This window comes from Sulfitobacter sp. SK025 (genome assembly GCF_003352105.1).
GTDB classification, from domain to species: Bacteria; Pseudomonadota; Alphaproteobacteria; order Rhodobacterales; family Rhodobacteraceae; genus Sulfitobacter; species Sulfitobacter pontiacus.
In genome coordinates this window covers 989,798-1,015,040 of sequence record NZ_CP025808.1, presented here as the reverse complement: position 1 = coordinate 1,015,040, position 25,243 = coordinate 989,798, and the positions used below count along the sequence as shown (strand labels likewise).

Here is a 25,243-nt window from a genome sequence, read left to right as displayed (position 1 = left end):
ACCATGTTGCTTTGCGTTGAAAATATCCTGTCACCGCAGGAAGTTGCCCATATCCGATCTGTGATCGACACGGCCCGATGGGACGACGGCCGCAACACCGCCGGCGCGCAATCGGCGCAAACCAAGCGCAATCAGCAAATTCCCCTCGACAGCCCCGTTCTGCCTGATCTGCAGACGCTGGTGCTCCAGCGGTTGATGGGCAACCCCACGTGGGTTTCCGCTGCCCTCCCGCTGCATGTCCTGCCCCCGATGTTCAACCGCTACGAAGAGGCAGAGACCTTCGGCGTGCATGTCGACAACGCCATCCGCGTGAACCCGCAAACCGGCCAGCGCCTGCGGACCGACCTGTCGTGCACGCTGTTCCTGAATGACCCCGACGACTATGACGGTGGCGAGCTGGTCATCGAAGACAACTACGGCACCCAGTCGGTCAAACTACCGGCGGGGCACTGCGTGCTTTATCCGTCAACCTCGCTGCATCAGGTCACGCCTGTCACCCGTGGTGCGCGTGTTGCGTCCTTCTTCTGGGTGCAGTCGATGATCCGCGACGGCGGCCAGCGCGAGATTCTCTTCGATCTGGATCAATCCATCCAAGAGCTGTCGGCCAGCGCGGGTCTGAACGACCCGACCGCTGTGCGCCTGACCGGCATCTACCACAACCTCATCCGACAATGGGCAGAGACCTGATATGAAATTTCCAAGCATCCTTCTGGCGGCCGTCCTTGTCGCTACGCCGCAACTGGCCGCAGCCGACACCGCGTCGGTCAATATCGCGCTGATCACATGGGCTGACGAATGGATCGGCCCTGCCCTGTCCGAGCCGATGCGCGTCGCAGCGCAACAGGGCGGCCATTCGCCGCTCGCGATGTTCATGGGGGCCGATATCGTCGTGAAGGCGGTGATGTTCGGGCTGGCCATCGCCTCGGTTCTGGGTTTGGCCGTGTGGGCGGGCAAGATCCTGCAGGTCAGCTGGGCCAACGCGCGGCTGCGCCGGTCCTACCGCAAGCTTGCCAAGGCAGGTGCCGTCAAAGGCGCGCAGGCGAAATCCTTTTCCGGCCCCATGCGCGCCATGATCCGCGCCGCTTTGGCCGAGATCGACATCTCTGACGGGTTGAACAAGGCGGGCATCAAGGAACGCGTCGCCTCCGAACTTTCGCGGATCGAAGCGGGGGCCGCGCGCGCGATGCAGTCTGGTGCGATGATCTTGGGCTCGATCGGGTCGACGGCACCGTTCATCGGGCTTTTCGGCACGGTCTGGGGCATCATGAACAGCTTTATCGGCATCGCTGAAAGCGGCAGCACCAGCTTGACAGTCGTCGCCCCCGGTATCGCCGAAGCGCTGCTGGCCACCGCCATCGGTCTGGTCGCCGCGATCCCCGCCGTGCTGCTGTATAACCACATCACCCGCGTCGTCACCGGGTACCGTGCGCGTGTGGGGGATGCCGCGGCGCTGGTGGAACGCTGTCTGTCGCGTGATCTGGACCGTGCAGAGCGTACCGCCGACGTGCCCCATACCACCCTTGATATCGCCACCAAACTGGCAGCGGAGTAACCCCGATGGGCGTGCGACTTTCTGACGGCGGCGACGATCTTGCCCCCAATGCGGATATCAACATCACACCGTTTATCGACGTGATGCTGGTCCTGCTGATCATCTTTATGGTGGCGGCCCCGCTGTCCACTGTGGACGTCAACGTAGAGCTGCCGGTCGCCACCGGCAAACCCGCGCCACGCCCCGATGATCCGGTCTTTGTCACCATCCATCAGGACCTCAGCCTGAGCGTGGGCGAAGAAGAGGTATCTTTGGGGGATCTGAACATGCGGCTTGGCATCCTGACCCGTCTGGATCTGGGCACGCGCATCTATATCAATGCCGATCGGTCGGTTCCCTATGGCGAGGTGATGGCCGTGATGAACCGCATGCGCAGCGAGGGCTATCTGAAGATCGGCCTCGTCGGGCTTGAGGACGAGGGCGGGGCCGCCCCTGCGGCAGCAGGTGACGTGGCAACCGCTTCGCCTGCCCCCGCTGCGCAGGACGCCGCAGAATGAGCTTTGCCTACGCCCCGCGATATGGTGCCGGGTTGATGCTGGGGGCCGGGCTGAGCATCGGCGTGCATGGCGCGCTGGTCGCACTTTGGCTGACACAGGCCGCGGCCTACGAGCCACCGGAAGAAGCGGGCATTCAGGGCCGCGAGCTGATCGATCTGGCCGAAGTCGAGATGATCATGGCCGCGCCTGAAACCGACCTCCCCGACGGGCCACCCGCCGAGGATAGCCAAGCCACGCTCGAAAGCCCGGCCGAACGCGAGGAAGCCAAAGCGTCAAACGATCCGCTGCTGGCGCAGATACCGCACACGCCGGACGACCCCGAACTGCAGTTCAAGATCGCCAACCCCGATCAGGAAGTCGACACCGACAAGGAGGCGACCGAAACGCCGACCGAGTTGCAGGAAGAGACCGAAAACGAGAACGCCGCCCAAAGCACGGCTGCCGCCCCCAAGGCAAGCGCGGGTCAGGACGAACAGGACCAAAGCGCGGCCAAGGAACAGGGCCTGACAGATGCCGAACGGGCAGAGATCACGGATTGGCAAAAGTCGCTGGTTCTGGCGTTGAACGCCGCCAAGGATTACCCCCGCCGCGCCCGCGAAGCCCGCGCCGAGGGGACGACAACCGTGGCCTTCACGCTGGATCAATACGGTCAGATCAAAGCCCGCGAGGTGTCCAAATCCTCCGGCTGGCCCGTGTTGGATCAGGCGGCGCTGGATATCTTTGACCGGCTGCAAACACTGCCGCGTCCGCCCTCTGCTATGGGTGCCGGCCCGTTCAATCTGGCAATCCCGATCAGCTATCGCTTTCGCTGATCGGGCCGCCGCCGAAGGCTATGATCATATCGGGGGTGATGTCCGCAACTGTTGCGCAGCCGCATAGCGCCATCGTCACTTCCAGCTCGTCCCGCAAGCGACGCAACACCTGACTGGCCCCGCGTGCCCCGTCGACGATCAACCCGTGCATCACGGGGCGACCGACCAGCACAGCCTCGGCCCCTAGCGCCAGCGCCTTGAACACATCGCTCCCGCGCCGGATGCCGCCATCCAAATATACCGGCACATCCTGCCCCACCGCCTGCACCACGGCGGCCAACTGCGTGACGGGGGCCGGAACGGTATCCAGCACCCTGCCCCCGTGGTTTGAAACGATGATCCCCGCAACACCGGCATCCACAAACCGCCGCGCATCCGCGGCACGCAGACAGCCTTTGATGATCACCGGAACGGGGCTGTCCGCAATCAGCCGCGTCAGGTCTGCCCATGTGGGGGCAAAGACCATCATCCCGTCGAACACCACGCTCTGCCCGTCTTGCAATTGCGGTCGCGGCGGTTGCGGCAGCGGGTCCAGCATCACGGGGCGCACGCCATCCGGCAGCGCAAAGCCCGCGGCAACCTCGCGGTCGCGCAGGCCGTTGATCGGGGCGTCAAGTGTCACCACCAGCGCCTCTGCCCCGCAGTCCACCGCGCGGTTGACCAAAGTCATCGTGCTATCGTGATCCGCCTGCATATAAAGCTGGAACCAGCGTCGCCCGGGGATAGTGGCGATGTCTTCGGGCGCGGTGCTGGTCTGGCAGCTGACCACCATCACCGCCTCCTGCGCGGCAGCGGCCAGCGCCGTCGCAGTTTCCCCTTCCGTGTGGAATAGCCGTTGGAACGCCATCGGCGCGACCATAATCGGATGCGCCGCGGGCTGCCCCGATATCGCCGTGCGCGTATGGCCGCCTGCACAGTCAGCCAACAGGCGCGGCAGCACTCCTATCCGGCCAAAGCTGGCGCGGTTCTGGCGCAGCGACAGCTCCCCTTCTGCGCCGCCTTCAAGGTAGGCAAACACATCAGCGGCAAGGGTCGCGTGGGCGGAGGCTTCGAAATCTGATAAGGTCACAGGCATACCCCACAGATCGCGCAAAACGCCCGCCGCCACAAGCGACTTAAATACTCAGGTATATCGGTTAGACGCGTTGGACGTACTCCAGCATCGCGTCATCCACCTCGTCCCCACATAGAACAGAGACTTCGCCCGTCGTCTCGAACACGGCGGCACGCACATCGCTCAGCCGCATGACGTTGGATTCGCGCAGCTTCTCCATCAGGTCACTGCGCGACACACGATTGACCCGCATCGCCTCTTCACAGATCTTGCCATGCTCCATCAGATAGACTGGCGCGTTCTGGATGGTATGCAAAGCGGTTTCTGACCGGCGGCGCAGATAGGATAGGCCGAACTGGAAAAGGAACAGGCAAGCGGTCGCAACCAAAGTCTGGAAGTACGCCGTCCAATCCGACGCTTGCGCCGCCCCCGCCAGCAAAGAGCCGAAGGCGATGGTGGTCACAAAGTCGAAGTTCGTCATTTTGGAGAAGGAATTGAGCCCGACGATCCGCACCATGAGGATGATCCAGATCAGCGCCACACCGCTGAGCACGAAGCCGCGGGCCAGAACATCCAGTACCGTGTTGTCGAAAAACATATAATTCCTTCTTTTCTGGATTGATTAGGCGTCGGATTGACGCGCTTTCTCTTCTTTCTCGTCACGTTGCTGAGCACGCGATTTCGGCACGTCGCCCTCGCCCGCGGGCCACCCCTCGCGCTGCGCGCGGCGGTCGCCGTCGGTCGCTTCGGTCTGGTCGTGGAACAGATGCACCTGCGTCGGATAGGGCATATCGATGCCTTTTTCATCCAGCGCCTTATAGACGGCCTGCAGCACCGCCCCGAAGGTATGGATCTGCGACGCACGGTCCGACTTTGTCCACCACCGCAAGCGGACGATGTTGGCGGAATCGCCCAGTTCGACCGGTATCGTTTCAGGGGCTGGGTCGGCCTCTACACCCTCAACGCTGGCGCAGGCATCCTGCATGACCTTGCGCGCGGTGTCCCAATCGTCGCTGCAGCCAATGCCGACGTCATATTCCGACCGGCGCGTGTCAAAGGCGGTATTGACCACCACGCTATCTGTATAGATGTCCGAATTCGGGATCACCACGCGGCGACCGTCGTAGGTCTTGATCATCGTGGCGCGGGTCTCGATCTTTTCGACCGTGCCCTCATGCCCGCCCGACACGATCTGGTCGCCGACTTCAAAGGGCTGACGCAGCAGGATCAGAATACCTGCCAGCATGTTCTGCAAAATATCCTTGAACGCGAAGCCGATCGCGACAGAACTGACGCCCAACCCGGCAATCAGATCCCCCGGTGTGACCGTCGGGGCGACGATGGTCACCGCCAGCATGAAGCCGATGATCGTCACGGCCCACCGCATCAGCGACCCGCCCACGTTGCCCAAATTCTCGCGTCCGCGGCGCCCGGCAGATTTGCGGATCAGCGCGCCGATGCCCATTCCCAGAAACCAGAACACCACGGCCACAACCAGCGCAACGCCGATATTCGGGAGCAATCTGAAAAAGCCGTCCAACCAGCCGTCAAGTTTATCGAAAATCAGGCCGGGGTTGGCGTCGACTTCTTCCATGGGTTCTTCCTTACTCGTTACTGAATCAGCGGGAGCACAAAAGGCCCGTTCTCACGTGGCTATTTGATCACATCCCCAAGACAAACGACCCGAAACAGCGGCGGGTTCCCGAAACACCCTTGGTATATGCGCTGCAAACACGTCCAAGGCCGCAAGCGCTTTGTGTGAAATGAGCAACAGCGCCATAATTCCGCCAGTTTCAGAAATCATTAACGATGGCAGAGAAATTCACGAGATGCAGAGCGGACGACCCTCTGCGCAGGACTGAGTGACAGGGCAACGATGACAATTCCGCGCAAGCTAGCCTACTTCCAACTGTTTACCCTTTGCGTCTGCATCGGGCTTTCCTTTTTGTTCTTCTTTGTGGCGGGCAATACTGTGCAGGTCCAAGCGCAGGACAGGTTTCACGCGTTGGTCAGCCAAGGGTTGTCGTCAATGGGGCGGCGCGCCGACGAATACGGCAGGACGCTCGACGGTGTCGCGGGCTTTGTCGCTGCCTCTGACGAGGTGACGGCGCAGGATATGGAGACCTACGCCACGTCGGTCCATATTGCAGACGGTTCCTACGTGCTGGACGCCATCGGCTTTGCCGTCCCTGTGTATGACGAAACCGACGGCACGCTGAAGGATTTCGTGATCCAGCGCGCCACGCCGTCACAAGATTTCGTCGGTATGGTCGGGACAAAGTTTTCAAGCAACGCAGATCTTCTGGCCACGGCCCTCGCCACCTATGCAAGCGGCGAGACGCTTTCGACAACCCCTGCGCTCCACGGTGAAAACTGCCATGCCCTGCTGATCAAACCGATTATCCGCCCTGCCGCCGCTTCTGACGGCACCCGCGATCATGATGCGGCGTTTCTGGGCGTCGCCTTTGCGATGGTCGATGTGGACGAAATCTTTAGCGATCTCTTCGCCGCGCAAAATGACCTCATCACGCTGGATGTGTCCTTCTATGATGAGAATGGCACCCCGTTCCAGCACCACCCGACCGTCGCCAGCGATGCCCCCGCACCGGCCTTTGAATTTTCGCGTAACCATACGGGCTATGGCCAACGCATGACCCTGCACTGGGCCAGCACCCCGGCGTTCGAGGCCGCGCAACCGAACAACGCCAAATGGATCGTGCTGGCGCTGTCGCTGACCATCACGGCGCTGATCCTGATGATCCAGTCGGTGATCCTGAAACGCAATCTGACCATCAACCAGACGGTGGCCGACAAAACCCGCGAGCTTGAGACGCAACACCAAGAGAAACGCTCGATCCTCGAAAACGCGATGCTGCCGATTATCTCGGTCCGGCAATCGGGTGAAATCCTGCATCTGAACGACGCCGCGCGACAGCATCTGATCGCTGCCGGGCACCGCAAGGACGCGACGGGCGACTTCGTGCAAGACCTGCTGCCCGAGATCGACATCCACCGTGCCGACGGCGGGGCGAAGGTCGTCGTGCCGCCCCACAAAGGTACGACAGAATCCCGCACACTTGAGGTCGAGAAGAACACCTGGCTTACCGCCGACGCAGAGACCCGTATCACCTTGATGCTGCGCGATATCACCGACAGCGAACGCCGCACGCTCAAGATTGCGGAAACCGAACAACGGTGGAGCCTCGCGCTCAGCAGTGCGCATATCGGGGTCTTTGACATTGATCTGGAAAATGGCACATCTGTGGTGTCGGACACATGGCGCGACATCATGCACCACCCCGCTGATCCCGCCTGTCAGAACCCCTATTATGGCAAGATGCAGCATGTGCATCCCGACGATGCGGCGGTGGTCAAGAAGATCGAACTCGCCTGTCTGAACGGGATGACCGACCGCGCCGAGGCCCGCTTTCGCATCCGCGTCGGTCAGGACAACTGGCGCTGGATCAAATCGGATGCGGTCGTGGTAGAGCGGGCGAAGAACGGGCGCGCCCTGCGGATGCTGGGTATTCAGATCGACATCACCGAAAGCAACAAACTTGAACAGATGAAGCACGACTTTGTCGCCACCGTCAGCCATGAGCTACGCACGCCGCTGACCTCTATCAAGGGGGCGTTGGGGCTGCTTGAGGCCCAGACACAGGACGATCCGGATGCCGGCGCGGTGCGTCTGGTGCAGATCGCCACGGCCAACTGCGACCGGCTTGTCGCGCTGGTAAATGACATTCTGGACATGGAAAAGATCAACGCAGGCAGCATGACCGTTGTGCCGAAACCGGAAAAGCTGGGCGATATCGTCACCCTCGCCGCCGAACAGGTAGAGCCTTATGCCAGCGAATGGAAAGTCGAGATCGACGTAGACACGCCCGATCCCGATCACCACGTGCTGACCGACAAGAACCGCATTATGCAGGTGCTGACCAACCTCTTGTCCAATGCCTGCAAGTTCGCCTACCCTGAAACCGCAGTGACAGTGACCACAGCGCCGGTGGGCGACATGACCAAAATCTCTGTCACCAATCTGGGTAACGGCATTTCGAAGGAGTTCCGCGAACGTATCTTCCAGCCGTTCTCGCAGGCCGAGGCATCGAACACGCGACAGCGCGGTGGCACCGGGCTTGGGCTCAATATCTCGCGCCATCTGGTAGAGGCCATGGGCGGGGAAATCGGGTTCGACAGTGTGCCGGGGGAGGAAACCGTGTTCTGGTTCACCTGCCCCTCGACCGAAGACCCCGACGTGGCGATGGTGGCCTAAAGCGCCAGATCGGCGATCAGCATATCCTTGGTGTAATCGGCCTTCAGCTTACGCGGCCCGTTGCGCCCGCCTTCGACCACGATAAAGCTGTCGCCCAGCGCATAGGCGAAATCGGCATTCTGTTCGACCAATACAATTGCTATCTCGCCTTGGGTGCGCAGCAACCGCAGCGCATCCCCGATCTGCTGGATCACATTGGGCTGGATGCCTTCAGTCGGTTCGTCCAGCAACAAGACCCGCGGTCGCGTGATCAGCGCCCGTGCGATGGCAAGCTGCTGCTGCTGCCCGCCCGACAGATCCCCCCCGCGCCGCGCTTTCATATCCCGCAAGACAGGGAACAGATCGTAAATGTGATCGGGGATGTGGTGGTCGGCCTTGGGCAGGCAGGCAAACCCCGTTTCTAGGTTCTCCTCCACCGTCATCATCGGGAAAACCTCGCGCCCCTGCGGCACATAGGCAATGCCCGCATTCGCCGCCTGAAAGGCTGTGGTCAAACGCACTGGCGTCCCGTCAACAGTAATCGTCCCGCCAGATGCCGGATGCCGCCCGGCAATCGCTTTGAGCGTCGATGTCTTGCCCACCCCGTTGTTGCCAATCAAGGTCGTGATCTGCCCCTTGGGCGCCTGAAAGGACACCTCGTAAAGAATGCGGCTTTGACCATAGTGCAGGTCCAGATTTTCAACTTCAAGCATGGCCGCGCCCCAGATAAACTTCGATCACTTTCGGGTTGGATGTCACGTGGTCAAGACTGCCTTCGGCCAGCACCGATCCTTCGTGCAGTACCGTGACCTTGCAGTCGAGCCTGCGCACGAATTCCATGTCATGTTCCACCACTACCACGGCGCGGGTCTTGGCAGCACGTTTCAGAATATCGGTGGTCTTTTCGCGTTCCTCTACCGTCATGCCGGCGGCGGGTTCGTCGACCAGCAGCAGACGCGGCTCCTGCGCCAGCAGCATGCCGATCTCGAGCCATTGTTTCTGCCCGTGGCTCAACTCTCCGGCGATGCGGGTCAGGCTGTCGGTCAGGCCGATCTCTGCCGCGATGCCTTCGATCCGCGCAGCGTTGGGCGGGGTCTTGCGGTGCAGCAGGACGGCCAGCGGCCCCCTCGGGTTCTTCAGCGCCATGGCAAGGTTCTGCCGCACGGTCTGCGCCTCGAATACGGTGGGTTTCTGAAACTTGCGCCCCACCCCTTCGTTCGCGATATCCGCCTCTGACATACCTAGCAGCGATATATTCCGCTCCCCCCAGACGACATGGCCGCTGTCGGGGCGCGTTTTGCCGGTGATGATGTCCATAAAGGTGGTCTTGCCCGCCCCGTTCGGCCCGATCACAGCGCGCAGTTCCGGCTCTGCGATCTGGATCGAGAGGTTGTTGATCGCCTTGAACCCGTCAAAGGATTTCGACACGCCGGAGACTTCTAACAGGGTATCGTTCATGACGGTTTCCTCACCAGATAATCAAACAGGCCGCCGATCCCCTTGGGGAAGAACAAGGTGACGCAAACAAAGGAGACGCCAAGCAGCACCAGCCACCAGTCGGTCCATAGGATCGTATAGAACCCGAGGTTGATGGCAGGGGCACCGCCGCCCGTGAACCAGCTCGACAGCAAGGATACGAACGCCGCCCCGATCACCGCGCCGTAAAGCCGCCCGCGCCCACCGATCGCGACCCAGACCGCCAGATAGATCGACGCAATCGGCGCGATCTCTGCCGGGTTGATGATACCCGCCTGCGGGTAATAAAGCGCCCCGGCGATACCGGCGATCACGGCGGTCAGGGTAAAGATGAACAGCTTGTAGCGTTCCACACGGTAGCCAAGGAAGCGGACGCGGGCCTCGTTATCGCGGATGCCTTGCACCACGCTGCCCATCTTGCCCGATACCACCCATGCAAACAGGATATACCCAAGCGCCAGTGCCAGCGCCGACCCCATAAAGAACACAAGGCTAATGGTCGCCTGCGAGGTGTCTTCGTACCCCGGAATATTCTGCAAACCGGAAAGCCCGTTGTTGCCGCGCAGGCCGCTGTCGTTCTGGAACAGCCACAGCGACAGCGCCAGCGTCATCGCCTGCGTCAGGATCGACAGGTAAACGCCCGTGACACGGCTGCGGAACGCCAGCCAGCCAAAGACCAGCGCCAGCAGCCCCGGGACAATCACCACCATCAGCAATTGCAGGAACAGACTGTCGGAAAAGGCCCAGAGCCACGGGAAGTCAGAGCTGCCAACAACGCCGAAAATCTGGTTACCGATGGCGTCCTGCACCTCTTGCGGCGTGGGCGGGATCACCTGACCTTCAAGGCTCGACAAGACGATGCCTTCGGTCCGCGCATACATCAGCCACATGCCGATGGCATAGCCGCCGATGCCAAAGAAGGCGAAATGCCCGAGGCTCAGGATGCCGCAGTAGCCCCAGACCACATCCATCGCGATGGCGATCAGACACAGGCACAGCGTTTTGCCCAATGTCTTGACCATAGAGGTAGAGATCAGGCCCGTGCCTGTCGCCTCTGACCCGATGGCGACCGCGAGGGTAAACAGCCCCAACAGCGCGATGAACCACAGGACGGAAGGGTTTTCGGAAAGGAATGTTTTACGCATGGATCAATCCGCCGCTGCCCGACCCTTTTGGGCAACGATGCCCTTGGGACGGAATTGAATGAACAGGATGATGAAAAGCACCATATAGGTCTGTGCCGCGAGGGTATTGGACGGGTTGAACCATTCGATCCCCTTTTGCAGGAACCCGATGAGCGAGGCCCCGGCCAGCGTGCCCCAGACGTTACCAACGCCGCCCACGACCACGGTCATGAAGGATTGCACGATGTAATCGGCCCCCATCTCGGACGTGACCTTGGCATAAAGCCCGATGGCCACCCCCGCGATCCCCGCGATGCCCGAGCCAAGGCCAAAGGTCATCATGTTGATGCGGTCGGGGTTAATACCCATACTGGCCGCCATACCGGGGTTCTGCGTCACGGCGCGCACCTCTAGCCCCAGTCGGGTGCGTTTGAGCACAAACAGGATCAGCCCCAGGAACAGCAGCGCCAGCACGAAGATCGCGATGCGGATATAGCTGATCTGGATCACATCCGAGATCACCCAAGCCCCGTCCAGCCAAGCCGGAGAGGTCAGCGGGCGTGCCTGCGTGCCAAAGATGTTCTTGGCCAGTTGCTGCAACGCGATAGAGATGCCGAAAGTCGCCAGCAACGTCTCCAGCGGACGGTGGTAAAGATGCCGGATCACCAACCGCTCCATCACCACACCGGCGGCAAATGTGACCGCAAAGGCCAGTGGCAGGGCGATGATGATCGACAGCGTGTAATCGGGCACGAACAGCTGCACGACATAGCCGGTATAGGCCCCCATCATGATAAACTCGCCATGGGCCATGTTGATGACCCCCATGACGCCAAAGGTGATGGCAAGGCCGATAGCGGCAAGGAAATAGATCGACGCGAGCGACAGCGCGTCCAGCGTCAGGTCAACGGTTTGCGCGGCGGCGACGCGGGTCTCGATGCTGTCGAGCGTGGCCCGCGCGGCGTCTGTGACGGCGCTGTCGGGCTCGTCATACACCTCGTAGAACGTCATGCCCGCGATGGCATCTTGCTGGTCCCGCGCAGTCACCAGCGGCGGCACGGTGCCCGCAGCGGCGAGTGCGGCATAGGCCGTCGCACGCGCCGCATCGGTATTCAGTCGCGCTGTCGGGATACCACCCACACGCCCGTTGACAACGTTCGCGGCCAAAGCGTCGCGGATCGCGGCGGGGGGCACAGGCGCCGGGGCCAGATCAGCCGCCACAAGCTGGGCATAGGCCGCATCGGGTGAAATATCCTCCCCCGGAGTCAGTACCCGCGCGACGTTGCCGCTGGGTGTTTCAGACGGCGTCGCTGTTTTGGTCGACAGAATCTGGTTCATCACCGCCCGCGCCTCGATCGAGGTATCGCTGGCCATTGATGTGATCGCCGCGATACGGTCGGCGGCTGTGTCGCCAAAACTGGCAGAGAGGAAGTTAGCCAGCTGGATCTTGCGGGCCTTCAGCGCCGCGTCTGTCTCTGCCTCGATCGAGGCGCGCAGGGGGGCCAGTTGGTCCGCCTCCGGGCGGCGGGCGATGGAATCGACGGCACTTTGACGGCGTGCAAGATCAGGGTCGGTCAGTTGGAACTGGACAAGCGCGGTGCCGATCAGGCGGCGCACTCCGCCATTGGGTTTCAGCTGCGAAAACCCGCTTGCCGGTGCCGTGCTTTCCGCATCGCTGTCGATATCGCGCAAGGCCAGCGTGTCGCCTGTCTCGGTGCCGAAAAAGAACACACCATCCGCGTCGCGTTGCCAGACCCCTTTGTCCTGCCAGCGTTCAAGAAACGCGCTGACCTGCGGCGCACCGGAGGCAACCAGATCATCCAGCGCGACAGAGACAGAGCTGCGCGAGGGTTTGGCAATTTCATCGGCATGAGCTTGAAGCACGGGCTGCAAATCTTGCGCCTGTGCCGTTCCCACGATGCCCACCCAACAGAGGAGCATTAACAGGTGGCGGAACATAGGGAACCCTTGTGGTAAGTCTGGGAAATAAGGTGATGGGGCGGCCAGTCAGCCTGCCCGCCCCGGCGTTAGGATCAGTAGTTAGAGGTCAGCTGAACGCAGGTTTCCGTTTCGGTGTTGTACATGCCGCATTCCAGATCTTTCCAATCGGAGGTCAGCACAGCGCTTTCGGGCAGGAAGTCTGTCCAGGCATCACCGGGCACCGGATCGGTCTGGCTGATGATGTCGAACTGACCGTCCGCCGTGATCTCGCCGATCAGCACGGGTTTGGACAGGTGGTGGTTCACCAGCATCTCGGCGGTGCCGCCGGTCAGGTTCGGGAAGGTCTGCCCGTACATCGCGCTGCGCACGGCATCGACATCGGTGGTGCCAGCCTGTTCAACCGCATTCACCCACATGTTGAAGCCGATGTAATGCGCCTCCATCGGGTCATTGGTCACGCGTTTGTCGTCGCCGATGGACGCTTTCCACTGTTCGATGAATTCAGCGTTTGCAGGGGTGTCTGCGGACATAAAGTAGTTCCACGCCGCCAGATGCCCGACAAGGTTCGATGTATCGAGCCCCGACAGCTCTTCCTCGCCCACCGAGAAGGCAACGACGGGGATATCATCCGCCGACACATCTGCCGCTGCGAGCTCTTTGTAAAAACCGATGTTCGCGTCACCGTTGATGGTCGACACAACGCCCACCTGCTTGCCGTCCTGACCCAGTGCCACGACATCGCCCACGATCGTGGCCCAATCGGAATGGCCAAACGGGGTGTAGTTCACAAAGATGTCTTCTTCGGCAATGCCCTTGGACATCAGATAGGATTTCAGAATGTTATTGGTGGTACGCGGATAGACATAGTCGGTCCCGAGCAGGGCGAATTTCTCGACCCCCAGCTCTTCGAGGAAGTAATCAACCGCAGGGATCGCCTGCTGGTTGGGCGCGGCACCTGTGTAGAACACGTTCTTGGATGATTCCTCGCCCTCGTATTGCACGGGGTAGAACAGCAGGCCGTTCAGTTCTTCGATCACGGGCAGCACGGATTTGCGCGACACGGAGGTCCAGTTGCCAAAGATCACGTCGACCTCGTTCACGGTCAGCAGCTCGCGCGCCTTCTCTGCGAACAACGGCCAGTCGGAGGCAGGGTCAACCACGACCGCCTCGATCTCGCAGCCCAATACGCCACCCTTTTCGTTCTGCGCGTCGATCAACATCAGCATGGTGTCTTTCAGCGTCGTCTCGGAAATCGCCATGGTCCCTGACAGCGAGTGCAGCACGCCGACCTTGACCGGATCGGCACAGTCCTGCGCCATCACCAGCGAGGTGGAGCCCATCAATGCTGCGGTCGCGCAGGCGGCGAGTTTGGTGAATGTTGTCATCTTCTATCCCCTGTTGGCGCTGCTACCCCGCGCGTCAGAACGCACTTTTCCGGGGCCCCCAAGCACGTTAGACAGGAGGCGCAGCATATTGTTGTGATCGTCGCATGGCTTGTTACATCTGCCAGGATCGCTGGCCGTGCGACGGTGTTGCCTGTGTCGGCACAAGGCCAAGATGCCTAGGGCAGTGGCGGAGTCGCTAGAAAAAATGGCATGTCGCAGGACACACCCCTAGCCGCGCCTCTTTTTTTGGCACCAAAGATCGGGATCGCCTAAAATGTAACCGGCAGGCACACGGCTGCGGGGAAAGGCGCGCGACAAGCGCGCACCGGCATCTTCGCCTTAGGGGGTGACGCGCGCGGCGGAGGTCGCCTGCCACGCCCGCAACATCGGCAGCGCACAAAGGGCGCCCCCGATGAGGAAGGACAGGCTGTAGCCCAAACCGGCCAGATCGTTCTGCGGCATGGCGATCAGCACGCCGCCAAAGAACAGCGCGACCCGCATCGGTAGCGCCCCACGGCCTTCAATCGGGCCGACAAGGCTGATGTACCCCTGCAGCGCCGCCGAGATCAGGGTCACCCCGATCATCGCACAGCTGAGCGCGACGACGACCTCCCACGCGGGGGCCTGACCAATCAACGCAGGATTCAGCACAAAGAAGAAGGGCGCGATATAGATGACACCGCCAAGGCGCATCGCCTCGAACCCCGTGGCAATCGGGTTGGACCCCGCCATGGTCGAGGCCGCAAAAGCGCCAAGCGCGACCGGAGGTGTGATATAGCTGACCATGCCCCAGTAGAGAATGAACAGATGCACTGCCAGTTGGTTCAGCCCGCCGGCCTCAAGCGCGGGGGCCAGCACCACCGCAAGGAAGATATAGCAGGCGGTCACCGTCATCCCCATGCCAAAGATAAAGGCGGTGATCGCCCCCATCAGCAACAGGATCAACGTGCTGTCGCCGGCCAGAAACACCAGCTCGTTCACCAATGTGCCCGCCAGCCCCGTGGCCGAGAACGACCCAACGATCAGCCCGACCCCCAGCAGGATCGCGGTCAGTTCTGACAGCCCCATGCCGACACCGACGATCATATTGCCAAGGCGGCTCAGGTTCAGACGATGGCTGGCGCGGAACTGGTTCACCACCAACAGCAACGCGGTTGCATAGAAGGGCGCAGAGGATTCCTGCCGCAGCCCGATCATCATATAGAGCAGCAGCGCGAAAACGAAGATATAGGGCCAGCCTTCTATCATCACCTGTCGCAGCCGTGGCAGGTCGGGCTTGGGCAATCCGCGCAGCCCGCGTTTCGCGGAATAGGCGTCGATCTGGGCAAACAGCCCCCAGTAGAACAGAATGCTCGGAATGGCGGCGGCCAGCGCGATTTCGACATAGGGGCGTGACAGGAAGGACGCCATGACAAAGGCCGTCGCCCCCATGATCGGCGGCATCAATACCCCGCCAGTCGAGGCGCAGGCCTCGGTCGCGGCGGCGGTCTTGGCCGAGAACCCGGTCTTGCGCATCGCGGGGATCGACACCGCCCCCGTGGTCAAGACATTTGAGATGACAGAGCCGGACATCGACCCCATAAAGCCGCTGGCAAAGATAGACACTTTCGCCGCGCCCCCGCGGTAGCCGCCCACAAGCCCAAGCGCCAGATCATTGAAAAACTGCCCGCCGCCTGTCCGTTGCAGCACCGCGCCGAACAGGATGAAGCCGATGACAACACCGCCGAACGCCTTCATCGGAATGCCGAAAGAGCTTTCGGCGGAATAGATATGGTAAGGTACCGTTTGCAGAAACGTGCTTTGAAAGCCCGAAAACGGGTCCGGCACGTGGCCCGCGAAGGTTGGATAGAACGCAAAGAGCGTGACAATCAGGAACAGCACCAGCCCCCCTGCCCGCCGCGTTGCCTCCAAGATCAGAAAGAAGAATATGACCGAGACATATTGCGCCGTTTCAGGGGCTGCATATTCCCACCCCTGCGACAGGTTCTGCTGCGCGGTCTGCGCCAGATAGCCCGTGGTCCCGACCGAAGCGGCAAACAGCACCCAGTCCAGCAATGTCGGCTCCCCCCCCTTGCCGCCGCGGGCCTGAAAGATAAGGAACGTCAACGCCAGGAACATCCCCCCAAGGATATACAGATACCGCCCGTCGATCAGCACAATCCCGAAAAGCTGAAGGTTGAACAGCTGGTTGACCACCAGCACCAGCGACAGCAGCGTGGTGATCACCACGACCCAACGTGCCACCCCCGAGATCCGCTCTGCCGGGGTGGCACCGTCAATCGCCACCTCCTCGAACTTCGGCTGCGGGGTGCGCGATGTATCGGGATCGGTCATAAAAACGCTTTCATATTAGGGGGTACAGGCCGGTAAGCGGCACAGCAGGAACGGGCCGGCACCATGACCAGCCCGCCCCGAACTTTGGAAAGGTTCAGAAAACGACAGAGAACCCGCCGTCTGCCAAGGCCTTGCGGCGCGCCTCGGACCAGGCGGCTTCCCAGTCAGAAGGGTTGGATGCTTTCGTCGCTTCCCATGCCGCGGCCAGCGCTTCTTGGCGTTTCACAAGTGTGTCGTTATGCGCCTGCGCGGTGTCAGACCAAGCGCCCACTTCTTCGAAATAGCGGATCGCCCCTTCGTGGTAGGGCACCACCCATTCCATGTTCTGCTTGTCCAGCGCCCAGCCACCGATGCCGGGGGAATTGCCGTCATATTTCGGGAACAGCTCTACCATCGCCTTGGTCATATTATAGACCAGCGCTTCGTCCGTGGCCGCAATCGAGGTCAGCACCGGATAGGCATAGCCCGCGCCCTGATAGCCGTCGGTCCCGTCGATGGTGGCCCCGACCTTGGCCTTGTTCAGCGTGAAGAAGGGGGCAATCTCCTGCATACGGGCGAAACCCTCGGTGTCGTCGGGATCAATCGGCGGCCAGAACAGCCCGCGCGGCCCCGCTTCGGCCTCATATGCCTTGCCCGAGTTGGTCGAAGCAAAAGCCGCATCGACCTGCCCTTCGATCAGGCCGGTCCAGCTGGCCCCGAACCCGCCGAAATCAACCCGCTCCACATCGTCCCAGGTCAAGCCGCCATAGGCCAGATAGGCTTCGGTGTTCACGTTCAACGCAGGGGCACCAACGATATAGGACACGCGCTTCCCCTTGAGGTCGGCATAGGTCTCGATCCCCAGATCGCCCGCGACACCGACCGCAAGGTTGATCGCGCCGCCGTTGTTCGCCAGCAGCACGCGGATCGGCTGCGGGCCCCAGTTTTCGGCCCCGAAATCAAACACACCTTCCTGCGCCATAAAACTACCGCCCACACCCGTGGCCGAGAATTCAACCCGCCCCTGTCGCAATGGCTCTGTGCGCGACACGTCGTTCTTGCCCGGCAGCACGCGCAGGTTCACCCCCGCGGCATCTTGCAACGCAGCACCGATTGCCACGGCCTGATTATAGCCCGCCGACCCGGTGTCATAGGCTGTCCAGCTCAGTTGACGCGGCAGGTCCAGATCCTGCGCGAACGCCATGGAAGCCGTGAGCCCAAATGCCACGACCGTCGTCTTCAATACGTTCATATCTTTCCTCCCAGAAAATCCTGCGGCACGGAACATTCGTGTCTGCGGCAGGGTTAGCGGCCCGTTTTCTTGTGAAACGTGGTTCCGCCCTGTGGAAAAGGATAAGAGCGCGCCTTTCCTTGAGTCAACAAAAGACCGCGCGAGGCGCGTCTGCGCAGAGTGACGTCAATCAGAGGTAGAGCAGAGATGTTCTGACGCGGGAACACCCGCCTTTCGCGCCGCCGCCGTCAGTTGCGCCAATGTGCCTGCATCCAGCGGAATACCCTTGGCCGATCGCTCTGCCGTACTGCGCCTTTCGGGGTCGCCGGGGAACTGCACCCCCGCCGTTCCGGGCGCTGCGGGGGATGCTTTTACCCAATCTGTATAGCTGTCCACATCCACACCAAAGCTTTGCGCAAGACCAAAGACATTCGGATCGATCAAGATCGCCATCATGTTGTTCACGATCCGGTCGGGCACCTCGCGCTCGGGTGCATAGGCCCCGCCCCCGCTGAACGATCCACCTAAGATATCCCCCAGCAAGGCGAGCCCGAACCCTTTATGCTGCCCGAAGGCCGTCAACGCCCCGCCCGCACCGTCAAATACCACCGACGGATCGCGCGTGGCATTGCCCTGCGCATCAATCAACGCCCCTTCGGGCGCAGGCTTGCCGCTAAGCTGAGCCACTCGCGCCTTGCCCATCGCGATGGTACTGGTCGCCATATCCAGCACAAACATCGGATGCTTTTCGGTCGCCGGTATCGCCGTGCAGTAAGGATTGGTGACAAACCGCGCATCACTGCCGCCGAACGGTGCCACGAGGGGGCGCGCGGACTGAACATTCGCGTAAAGGATGCAGATAAACCCCGCCTCCGCCGCCATGATGCCCCAGTCGCCCAACCGCCCAAGGTGGAAGCTGTTGCGCAAGGACAGCGTCGCGAAATGGTGGGCCTGCGCACGATCAATCGCCAGCGTCATCGCCTGCTCTGCCACGATATGGCCAAAGCCACGGTGGCCATCGACCAAGAGGAACGGCCCCTTGTCCTGCACCAGCTCGATATCGGCCGCAGCGTCCAACTGCCCTGCAAGAATACCGTCCACATAGGCGGGTATCATCCCCACCCCGTGACTGTCATGCCCCGCCAGATTAGCCCCCACCAACCGCGCCGCAACCTTCGCCGCCCGCCCGGCATCCTGCCCCGCATGCGCCAAAATAGCCGTCGCAAAATCCGTCAACCGCCCCGCATCAACCGCCATCGGTCTGTCCTCCCCCAAATATGCTGTCCACGCCGCCTCTCCCAAAGCGAACGCCCACGATCGCAACCTCGCGCCAAGAAGCGGAAACTGCAAGCCGGAGGGTCATCGGAAGCGGAAGGAGCCAATGCGGGCGTCTACGGCGGGGAAGTTTTCAACGGAGAGTTTAAATGGTGCCCGGGGCAGCTTGGGTTTCCCCGTTGCGTTCCCGTTTGAGCAGGTTGAAGAAGCTCTCAGGCAAGTCTTTGTCCGCCATTGGTCCGAGGACAATGGACGCGCGCATTGTCATGGCAATTCCCCCGCCTGCTCATCGAGTGTTCGATATTGTGGGCCCGCAGAAACGCTGCCCAGTCCCTGCTGGTGTATTGGCTGCCTTGATCCGTGTGGATCAGGACACGTCGCTTCGGTTTGCGTCGCCAGACAGCCATCAGAAGGGCTTGCAGCACGAGGTCTGTTGGTTGCCGCGATTGTGTCGCCCAGCCGATCACACGTCGTGAGTAAAGGTCGATGATAACCGCCAGATAGAGAAACCCCTCATAGGTTTTGATGTAAGTAATATCGGACACCCAGGCGGTGTCTGGCGCTGTTACATCAAACTGCCGGTCTAACGTGTTGTCGACGACGACTGACGGCCTTCCACCATACTTGCCCGGCTTACGTTTGTACCCGATCTCTGCCCGGATCCCAGCCAAACGGGCCAACTCACGCTTGAGCCTGCGGTTCTCAGCTTCATGGTCAACAGATGATGTCTGTGACCCAGCTTTTGCGTAGAGCTTCATCCATTTGTAGAGCGAATATGTACTGACGCCCAACCGCTCCGAAACCTCGCGAACGGCATATCCCCGCACTGTTATCCGATGGACTGCATCGCGCTTGAAATCTTCACTGAAATTTGGCTTCCCCATAACGGCCTTCTTGCCTCAAAGTTAGGGAAGAAAGCGTCTACAAATCTAGGGGCTATTCACTACCTTCAGAACGCAACCGTTGTCTGAGAGCCGAGTTTGCGCTTTCAGCTCTCGATACATCGTCACATGAAACTTCCCCTATTCCGAGTAAATGCGCGATATTTGTTGCAGTGTCGAATAGGACGTTTAGCCCCCGAAATGTGCTCTGAATACCCACCACACCGGAACTGCAAGTTCACCGAAACACCTGAGAGTTTGAAGATTGGACCCATGCCTCGAAGATACGTGGTATCACATCGACCAGGCAGACCGGTTTCCCAACCGTTTGATCAGGAAATCTATGAATATTTTTGTTTTTGGTGTCAAAACATTGGAGCGGGGATAGACCAGCCAAAGGACCGTCGCTTCGTTCAAGGACCATTCCGGAAGCACACGGACCAGGCGTCCTGCCGCGACTTCGCGTTCGATGTTCCACAGCGAACTGATTGCAATTCCGACACCTGATACCGTCGTCTCGCGCTGCGCGTCGCCGTCATCAACGATTGTGCGGCATGTCATGGCTTGCGGATCAAGCTTTGCAATTTCACCCTCGGTGCTAAGCAATTCCCGTGGTTCAAGGTTGGACCATGCAATGAAACGGTGGTTCAACAGGTCGGATAGGCGCGTGGGCGTACCGTGGGCGTCCAGATAGCCTGGCGATGCACACAGAACGCGAGTGTCATCCGACAACTTTCGCTCTTTCAAACTGCTGTCCGCCAGCGGGGCACTTCTAAGGGCCAAATCAAAACTGCCTTCGATGGCATCAAAGCTGGTATCCGACAGGCGCAGGTCCAGCGTCAAATCGGGGAAAAGGGTTTGGAATTCGGGTAAGAGCGGCATGATGTGCAGTTGTGCGAAACTGCTGGGCGCGGCAAAGCGCAAGGTGCCATGGGCACCGACACCCTTGCCGCCCAACGCCGCCTATGCGGCCTCTGACTGCGCAAGAATTTCGCGGGCATAGGGTAGAAAATCCGCCCCCTCCAGTGACAATGAAACCTTGCGGGTGGTGCGGCGTAGCAGCTCCACCCCAAGCTCGGTTTCCGACTTGGCGAGGCGGGCGCTTGCCACGGCAGGTGCAAGGCCAAGTTCACGACCCGCAGCACTGATATTGAGCCGCTCTGCTGCCATTACGAACAATCGCAGGTGATCGGTGTCCATTGATTATACCCAAAATCAAGAAAGTGAACTCCACTCTCGGCAGTTTATTGCACGAAGCACAAGGTATAAATTCGCATCCTAAGGATGACATCAACTCAAGGCTTTTGCGGTAATCCGCCGAGCAGACTGGCCCGATCATGATGGAAAGGAGGCTCTGATGACACAGACCGGAACCGTGAATTATCACGTCCACAAGCCGTTTCGGCAGGCGTTCGAAATTGATGTGGATGGCATTGCTGGCAACCTCATCGAGCCGGAGTTTTCCGCAGCCAAAATCGCAGTGAAGGATCAACGGAACTGCGAGGCCGCCACGGATTTTGCAGAGGATGGCTTTGCTTTTGCCAACTCCCCAACGGCTATATTTGATTTCAAAGGTGGCAATTGGCAAAGCCGATATGATGCCGAACTGGCCGATCTATTGAAACAGGAAGTTGGCGCAACAGAGGTGATCACCTTTGATCATACAGTGCGCATCGATGATCCGCAGGCCAAGCGCCGCCCGGCCCGCCACGTCCACAGCGATTATAGCCGCGAGGGTGCGGAAAGGCGTCTTGTGGATATTCTCGGCCCCGGACAGGCCGATGAATGGGCGCAGGGTCATTATGCCTTTATCAACGTCTGGCGCCCGATCGCGAACCCGATCAATTCTGCACCTCTTGGCTTTATTCGGCCGTCGACGGTCAGAGACGCAGATTGGATCGTGATTGACTTGATCTACCCCGATCGCAAAGGCCAGGTGATGGGGTTGGCAAAAGACGACGCGCACGAATGGGTTTACCGCTCACGGATGACGCCTGACGAGGTCGCGTTTTTCAACATCTACGACAATTCCGGCCGCCCCTGCGTTGGCCACAGTGCGATTGATCTGGTCGAGGACCCGACAGTCACGGCGCCCCGCCAAAGCATCGAGAGCCGTACGTTGGTTCGCTATTAAAGAGCGCCCACCCGCGCCTTGCACACCTGAGGAGACATTCACATGACCAAGACAATTCTTATCACCGGCGCGACGGACGGGATCGGCCTTTTGACAGCCAAGACGCTGACTGCCGAGGGCCACAACGTCCTGTTGCACGGGCGCAGCGCGGACAAGTTGGAAGCCGCGGCACGCGAGGTCGGGGGCGATCCGGAAACCTACCGCGCTGACCTTTCGCTGCTGGGGGATGTTAACGCCTTGGTGGCAGATGTCCGTGCCAAACATGACACCCTGGATGTGTTGATCAATAATGCCGGGGTTCTGAAGGTTCCCAACACACAGACAGACAGCGGGCTGGATGTGCGTTTCATGGTCAACGCAATCGCGCCCTGGGCTTTGACCGTTGGTCTGCTGCCGATCATCCCAAAAGACGGTCGCGTGGTGAGCCTTTCCTCAGCAGCACAAGCGCCCGTCAACATCAAGGCCATGCGCGGTGAGCAACAGCTTGGCCACAATGAAGCCTACGCGCAAAGCAAGCTGGCGTTGACAATCTGGTCGCAGGAATTGGCGCGCGAACACCCCGAAGGGCCGGTGTTTGTCTCGGTCAACCCGGGGTCTCTTCTTGCCACAAAAATGGTCAAGGAATCCTATGGAATGGCGGGCAATGACCTGCGGATCGGGGCGGACATCCTGCGCCGTGCGGCAGTGTCCGAGGAATTCGCCAATGCCTCGGGGCAGTATTACGACAACGATGCCGGACGCATCGCACGGCCCCATCCCGCCGCCGCCGACCGCGCACATGTCGCGCAACTGATGGCGGCTATTCGTGAGCTGGCTGGCGCCTGAGGCGTCCCAAAACGTTTGCCGATCCAGGGGATTGCGCATTAAGCTAAGAGTCGGGAGGAGACGTGATGAGAGGTTTCATTACCTCAAATCAAACGGATGCGATTGCCGCATCCTGGGACCGGTGTGCGCGGCAGTATAACCTGCGGCACGATACCGGGCGGCCTATCATGCGCCTCCAATCCTCCGAAGTTGCCCCCCGACTTGAACAGATTGTCGAGAGCACCGGCGGCAGGCAGGGCTTCTTTCAACATCTCGCTTCGGTCGCGGGCGAAATCGGTCATTGTCTGGTTGTCACCGACGCCGATGGCGTCTCTGTTCGGATTGAGCATAGCGGGGCGACGAGTGGCTCTGACGGATGGAACGGCATCGCTCTTGGGTCATGTTGGGACGAACGCGTGGCCGGTACAAACGGCGTATCCATGGCCTTGCGAACGGGGCACGCAATCACTGTGCGCGGTGCGGATCATTACTTTTCGACGCTCAGACAGTTCGCCTGTACCGGCGTTCCGGTTCTGGATGCCAACGGGGGGATGATTGGTGCAATCAATCTTGTCTCTGTCGATCGGGGCAATCGCGCGGATTATCTGTTTGGGCAGCAGCTGTTGGCAAAGACTGCGCATCGCATTCAGCGCAACCTGTTTGAAAAGGAATTCAACGACGCGATGCTTGTGACGGTCTCTCGTGTGGGGCGTGATCACGTCCTATCCGACGATGCACTGGTCGCCGTGAACGAAGCAGGGATGATTATCGGTGCCACTTCGACCGTTTCCGCCTGCCTTGACGGTGCAAACGCTGCATCGCTGAGGGGGCAGGCGTTCGAGGCGATCTTTCACGTCGACAGCAATCGGCTGGTGAATGTGCCCGAGAGGGTACTTTCGCTTCCAGCCAATCATGGGGCCGCCGTGAACCTGACGGTTGCTGTGCCAAAGACCGCCGCACCCCAACGGGTGTCCAAGCCGCTGCCGCCCGGCCCTGCGCGCAAACGGCGCTTGCCACCATCGCTACAGCAGTTGGCGACCGGAAGTCATAGCATGGCTGCCGCCTGTCGCCGTGCGCGAACCCTCTTGGAAGACACAGCCATGCTGCATCTGGAAGGCGAAACTGGAACCGGGAAATCCGCGCTTGTGGCCGCATTGCTGCAAACCGATGCCCCTGACGTACCGGTTTTCGATCTGGATTGTGCGACGCTTGGCGAGAGTGACGCCGACACAGACCATTTGCGCAGGGTCATTGAGCAAGCCCGCGTCGTTTCAAGAATGTCCTATGGCAAGGGCGTCCGCGCTACCTTGGTGTTTGACAATGTGGACGAGTTGCCGCGCACTTCGCAGGCAGAGCTGCGACGTTTCCTGAATGAACAGGAAGAACACCGCCACCAAACGGATGACCATGGGCATGACAGCCGCCTGCGTGTGGTTTCCACCAGCCGCAAACCTTTGATAGACGCCGTCAACGCGGGGCATTTCAGAGACGACCTATTTTATCTTCTAACAGGCTCAAAGGTCTTCCTGCCCCCTCTCCGAAGGCGTGAACATCCCGAGGTTCTGGCACAGGCCCTGTGCGCGCAGCTGACTGGTTGTAACGTCACCTTCAGTGCCGAGGCCAAAGATGCGCTTTGTCGCCTACCGTTCCATGGCAATGTCCGCGAAATGCGCGGCGCGCTTCAGAACGCATTGGCAACGTCACAGGACAACCGGATCAACCTGCTTGATTTGCAACAAGCCTGTGTTGGCGCTCCTCTGGCCTCTGCGATACCGGAACCGGTTTGCGCCATTGTACCCGCCAATCCGGTAACCGCCTATGACGAACGCAGCATGATCCTTGATGCGCTCGCAAACAGCCGTTGGAATGTCAGCGAAGCTGCTCGTGTACTTGGCATGGGGCGCGCAACGATTAACCGGAAACTGAAAATGTACGAGATCCGGCGGCCGACCTGAAGCAGGCCGGCCCACCGTCGCGTAAATAAGGACCGCCTGTCAAAGGCGACCAGAGCGCGTTGCTCCGTCATTTCGCCGAGCCTCACGTGCGAGGTGTGATAGAGTACAGATCACAATCACATTGTGGGTTTATTTGGCTTTTCTTGTCGTCCTCACAGGCCGTCGGCAGGAGCGGAATTCGCAAGGACACTGCTGGGTATCTTAAGGTTCTCAGGCAAGCTCGTCCTTGCCGTCGATGATGAAGTGAACGCTGGTCGATCCTTTGTGGCGGGCCTCGAGATAGGGCGCGTAGTCCGGATCATTCACGAAGTCGCGGGCGGCTGCGCATCCGGCCATTCGAGGATGACGCGCAGGGCTGCGGGCTGGTCATCCCCCTCGACCTGTTCGTGGCTGGTTGTGCGCGCGATATACTTGCCGCCATGTTTGGCGATGATCTTGCCGACCGGCTCGATATAGCCGGGTATCCAGCTGTCGTCGGTGGGTGTCACGGCCAGAACTGAATAGGCTGTCATGGGTTGGTTCCTCCTCTTTGGTATCGATTACCCTTGTTGTTAACG

20 protein-coding genes and 2 pseudogenes are annotated in these 25,243 nt (G+C 60.4%); 8 read left to right on the top strand and 14 right to left on the bottom strand.

Annotated elements, in window-relative coordinates; translation table 11 throughout:
- The first annotated feature begins 3 nt into the window (after nucleotides 1-3).
- The 4 genes from C1J04_RS04875 to C1J04_RS04860 are packed head-to-tail and all read left to right on the top strand — an operon-like array spanning nucleotide 4 to nucleotide 2,861.
- A complete protein-coding gene (locus tag C1J04_RS04875) occupies nucleotides 4-687 on the top strand; it encodes a Fe2+-dependent dioxygenase (RefSeq protein ID WP_009826211.1) in 684 nt (227 codons plus the stop codon).
- A 1-nt stretch (nucleotide 688) separates the two neighbouring features.
- Nucleotides 689-1,552 carry a tonB-system energizer ExbB gene (exbB, locus tag C1J04_RS04870; protein WP_009826210.1) on the top strand — a complete coding sequence of 288 codons (864 nt, stop codon included), beginning with the start codon at nucleotides 689-691 and terminating at the stop codon, nucleotides 1,550-1,552.
- A 5-nt stretch (nucleotides 1,553-1,557) separates the two neighbouring features.
- On the top strand, nucleotides 1,558-2,049 hold the full coding sequence (gene exbD / locus C1J04_RS04865) for a TonB system transport protein ExbD (RefSeq protein ID WP_005851864.1): 492 nt from the start codon (nucleotides 1,558-1,560) through the stop codon (nucleotides 2,047-2,049).
- Nucleotides 2,046-2,861, top strand: coding sequence for an energy transducer TonB (locus C1J04_RS04860; protein ID WP_009826209.1), 816 nt, complete (start codon nucleotides 2,046-2,048; stop codon nucleotides 2,859-2,861). Before exbD ends, C1J04_RS04860 begins: the two co-directional genes overlap by 4 nt.
- Here C1J04_RS04860 and C1J04_RS04855 read toward each other — a convergent pair.
- The 3 genes from C1J04_RS04855 to C1J04_RS04845 form a co-directional block, all read right to left on the bottom strand.
- Nucleotides 2,842-3,936 carry an alpha-hydroxy acid oxidase gene (locus tag C1J04_RS04855; protein ID WP_009826208.1) on the bottom strand — a complete coding sequence of 365 codons (1,095 nt, stop codon included), beginning with the start codon at nucleotides 3,934-3,936 and terminating at the stop codon, nucleotides 2,842-2,844. The genes C1J04_RS04860 and C1J04_RS04855 overlap by 20 nt on opposite strands.
- A 61-nt stretch (nucleotides 3,937-3,997) precedes the next feature.
- Nucleotides 3,998-4,513: a DUF421 domain-containing protein gene (locus C1J04_RS04850; RefSeq protein WP_009826207.1), complete on the bottom strand. Its 516-nt coding sequence runs from the start codon at nucleotides 4,511-4,513 to the stop codon at nucleotides 3,998-4,000.
- Between the two features lie 24 nt (nucleotides 4,514-4,537).
- Entirely contained in the window at nucleotides 4,538-5,509 is a 972-nt protein-coding gene (locus tag C1J04_RS04845) for a mechanosensitive ion channel family protein (protein WP_009826206.1), read from the bottom strand.
- A 282-nt stretch (nucleotides 5,510-5,791) separates the two neighbouring features.
- On the opposite strand from C1J04_RS04845, the gene C1J04_RS04840 reads away from it, so the two are divergent.
- Nucleotides 5,792-8,188: a PAS domain-containing sensor histidine kinase gene (locus tag C1J04_RS04840; RefSeq protein ID WP_009826205.1), complete on the top strand. Its 2,397-nt coding sequence runs from the start codon at nucleotides 5,792-5,794 to the stop codon at nucleotides 8,186-8,188.
- Here C1J04_RS04840 and urtE read toward each other — a convergent pair.
- The 10 genes and pseudogenes from urtE to C1J04_RS04790 form a co-directional block, all read right to left on the bottom strand.
- Nucleotides 8,185-8,880 carry an urea ABC transporter ATP-binding subunit UrtE gene (urtE, locus tag C1J04_RS04835; protein WP_009826204.1) on the bottom strand — a complete coding sequence of 232 codons (696 nt, stop codon included), beginning with the start codon at nucleotides 8,878-8,880 and terminating at the stop codon, nucleotides 8,185-8,187. The genes C1J04_RS04840 and urtE overlap by 4 nt on opposite strands.
- Nucleotides 8,873-9,625 carry an urea ABC transporter ATP-binding protein UrtD gene (urtD, locus tag C1J04_RS04830; RefSeq protein WP_009826203.1) on the bottom strand — a complete coding sequence of 251 codons (753 nt, stop codon included), beginning with the start codon at nucleotides 9,623-9,625 and terminating at the stop codon, nucleotides 8,873-8,875. Before urtD ends, urtE begins: the two co-directional genes overlap by 8 nt.
- Nucleotides 9,622-10,788: an urea ABC transporter permease subunit UrtC gene (gene urtC / locus C1J04_RS04825; RefSeq protein ID WP_009826202.1), complete on the bottom strand. Its 1,167-nt coding sequence runs from the start codon at nucleotides 10,786-10,788 to the stop codon at nucleotides 9,622-9,624. Before urtC ends, urtD begins: the two co-directional genes overlap by 4 nt.
- 3 nt (nucleotides 10,789-10,791) lie before the next feature.
- Nucleotides 10,792-12,726, bottom strand: a complete 1,935-nt coding sequence (urtB, locus tag C1J04_RS04820; protein WP_037954189.1) for an urea ABC transporter permease subunit UrtB — start codon at nucleotides 12,724-12,726, stop codon at nucleotides 10,792-10,794.
- Between the two features lie 74 nt (nucleotides 12,727-12,800).
- Nucleotides 12,801-14,093, bottom strand: a complete 1,293-nt coding sequence (gene urtA, locus C1J04_RS04815) for an urea ABC transporter substrate-binding protein (protein ID WP_009826200.1) — start codon at nucleotides 14,091-14,093, stop codon at nucleotides 12,801-12,803.
- Between the two features lie 339 nt (nucleotides 14,094-14,432).
- Nucleotides 14,433-16,427 (bottom strand): TRAP transporter permease, encoded by a 1,995-nt coding sequence (locus C1J04_RS04810; protein ID WP_009826199.1) that lies wholly within the window; start codon nucleotides 16,425-16,427, stop codon nucleotides 14,433-14,435.
- A 94-nt stretch (nucleotides 16,428-16,521) separates the two neighbouring features.
- On the bottom strand, nucleotides 16,522-17,658 hold the full coding sequence (locus tag C1J04_RS04805) for a TAXI family TRAP transporter solute-binding subunit (RefSeq protein ID WP_009826198.1): 1,137 nt from the start codon (nucleotides 17,656-17,658) through the stop codon (nucleotides 16,522-16,524).
- Nucleotides 17,659-17,823: 165 nt separating this feature from the next.
- Nucleotides 17,824-18,894 carry a malate/lactate/ureidoglycolate dehydrogenase gene (locus C1J04_RS04800; RefSeq protein WP_009826197.1) on the bottom strand — a complete coding sequence of 357 codons (1,071 nt, stop codon included), beginning with the start codon at nucleotides 18,892-18,894 and terminating at the stop codon, nucleotides 17,824-17,826.
- 199 nt (nucleotides 18,895-19,093) lie between these two features.
- Nucleotides 19,094-19,796 (bottom strand): annotated as a pseudogene (locus C1J04_RS04795) (IS3 family transposase); the annotation flags it as partial.
- A gap of 291 nt (nucleotides 19,797-20,087) precedes the next feature.
- Nucleotides 20,088-20,993, bottom strand: a pseudogene (locus C1J04_RS04790) (LysR substrate-binding domain-containing protein).
- Between the two features lie 157 nt (nucleotides 20,994-21,150).
- Here C1J04_RS04790 and C1J04_RS04785 point away from each other — a divergent pair.
- The 3 genes from C1J04_RS04785 (at nucleotide 21,151) to C1J04_RS04775 (ending at nucleotide 24,686) form a co-directional block, all read left to right on the top strand.
- The gene (locus C1J04_RS04785) at nucleotides 21,151-21,927 is read left to right on the top strand and encodes a CmcJ/NvfI family oxidoreductase (protein WP_009826193.1); all 777 of its coding nucleotides are present in this window, start codon (nucleotides 21,151-21,153) and stop codon (nucleotides 21,925-21,927) included.
- Between the two features lie 42 nt (nucleotides 21,928-21,969).
- Nucleotides 21,970-22,752: an SDR family NAD(P)-dependent oxidoreductase gene (locus tag C1J04_RS04780; protein ID WP_009826192.1), complete on the top strand. Its 783-nt coding sequence runs from the start codon at nucleotides 21,970-21,972 to the stop codon at nucleotides 22,750-22,752.
- Nucleotides 22,753-22,919: 167 nt separating this feature from the next.
- Nucleotides 22,920-24,686, top strand: a complete 1,767-nt coding sequence (locus tag C1J04_RS04775; RefSeq protein ID WP_162797823.1) for a sigma-54-dependent Fis family transcriptional regulator — start codon at nucleotides 22,920-22,922, stop codon at nucleotides 24,684-24,686.
- A gap of 302 nt (nucleotides 24,687-24,988) precedes the next feature.
- Here the strand turns inward: C1J04_RS04775 and C1J04_RS04770 are convergent, their stop codons facing one another.
- The gene (locus C1J04_RS04770) at nucleotides 24,989-25,198 is read right to left on the bottom strand and encodes a DUF1330 domain-containing protein (RefSeq protein ID WP_009826189.1); all 210 of its coding nucleotides are present in this window, start codon (nucleotides 25,196-25,198) and stop codon (nucleotides 24,989-24,991) included.
- Between the last annotated feature and the right edge of the window lie 45 nt (nucleotides 25,199-25,243).

Bases quoted from the DNA above. Each gene is read 5' to 3' on its own strand.
- urtA (WP_009826200.1), bottom strand. From the start codon at position 14,093: ATGACAACATTCACCAAACTCGCCGCCTGCGCGACCGCAGCATTGATG.
- C1J04_RS04810 (WP_009826199.1), bottom strand. From the start codon at position 16,427: ATGACCGATCCCGATACATCGCGCACCCCGCAGCCGAAGTTCGAGGAG.
- urtC (WP_009826202.1), bottom strand. From the start codon at position 10,788: ATGCGTAAAACATTCCTTTCCGAAAACCCTTCCGTCCTGTGGTTCATC.
- urtB (WP_037954189.1), bottom strand. From the start codon at position 12,726: ATGTTCCGCCACCTGTTAATGCTCCTCTGTTGGGTGGGCATCGTGGGA.
- urtE (WP_009826204.1), bottom strand. From the start codon at position 8,880: ATGCTTGAAGTTGAAAATCTGGACCTGCACTATGGTCAAAGCCGCATT.
- C1J04_RS04845 (WP_009826206.1), bottom strand. From the start codon at position 5,509: ATGGAAGAAGTCGACGCCAACCCCGGCCTGATTTTCGATAAACTTGAC.
- C1J04_RS04860 (WP_009826209.1), top strand. From the start codon at position 2,046: ATGAGCTTTGCCTACGCCCCGCGATATGGTGCCGGGTTGATGCTGGGG.
- C1J04_RS04850 (WP_009826207.1), bottom strand. From the start codon at position 4,513: ATGTTTTTCGACAACACGGTACTGGATGTTCTGGCCCGCGGCTTCGTG.
- exbB (WP_009826210.1), top strand. From the start codon at position 689: ATGAAATTTCCAAGCATCCTTCTGGCGGCCGTCCTTGTCGCTACGCCG.
- C1J04_RS04780 (WP_009826192.1), top strand. From the start codon at position 21,970: ATGACCAAGACAATTCTTATCACCGGCGCGACGGACGGGATCGGCCTT.
- C1J04_RS04785 (WP_009826193.1), top strand. From the start codon at position 21,151: ATGACACAGACCGGAACCGTGAATTATCACGTCCACAAGCCGTTTCGG.
- C1J04_RS04875 (WP_009826211.1), top strand. From the start codon at position 4: ATGTTGCTTTGCGTTGAAAATATCCTGTCACCGCAGGAAGTTGCCCAT.
- urtD (WP_009826203.1), bottom strand. From the start codon at position 9,625: ATGAACGATACCCTGTTAGAAGTCTCCGGCGTGTCGAAATCCTTTGAC.
- exbD (WP_005851864.1), top strand. From the start codon at position 1,558: ATGGGCGTGCGACTTTCTGACGGCGGCGACGATCTTGCCCCCAATGCG.
- C1J04_RS04805 (WP_009826198.1), bottom strand. From the start codon at position 17,658: ATGAACGTATTGAAGACGACGGTCGTGGCATTTGGGCTCACGGCTTCC.
- C1J04_RS04800 (WP_009826197.1), bottom strand. From the start codon at position 18,894: ATGGCGGTTGATGCGGGGCGGTTGACGGATTTTGCGACGGCTATTTTG.
- C1J04_RS04855 (WP_009826208.1), bottom strand. From the start codon at position 3,936: ATGCCTGTGACCTTATCAGATTTCGAAGCCTCCGCCCACGCGACCCTT.
- C1J04_RS04770 (WP_009826189.1), bottom strand. From the start codon at position 25,198: ATGACAGCCTATTCAGTTCTGGCCGTGACACCCACCGACGACAGCTGG.
- C1J04_RS04840 (WP_009826205.1), top strand. From the start codon at position 5,792: ATGACAATTCCGCGCAAGCTAGCCTACTTCCAACTGTTTACCCTTTGC.
- C1J04_RS04775 (WP_162797823.1), top strand. From the start codon at position 22,920: ATGCGCCTCCAATCCTCCGAAGTTGCCCCCCGACTTGAACAGATTGTC.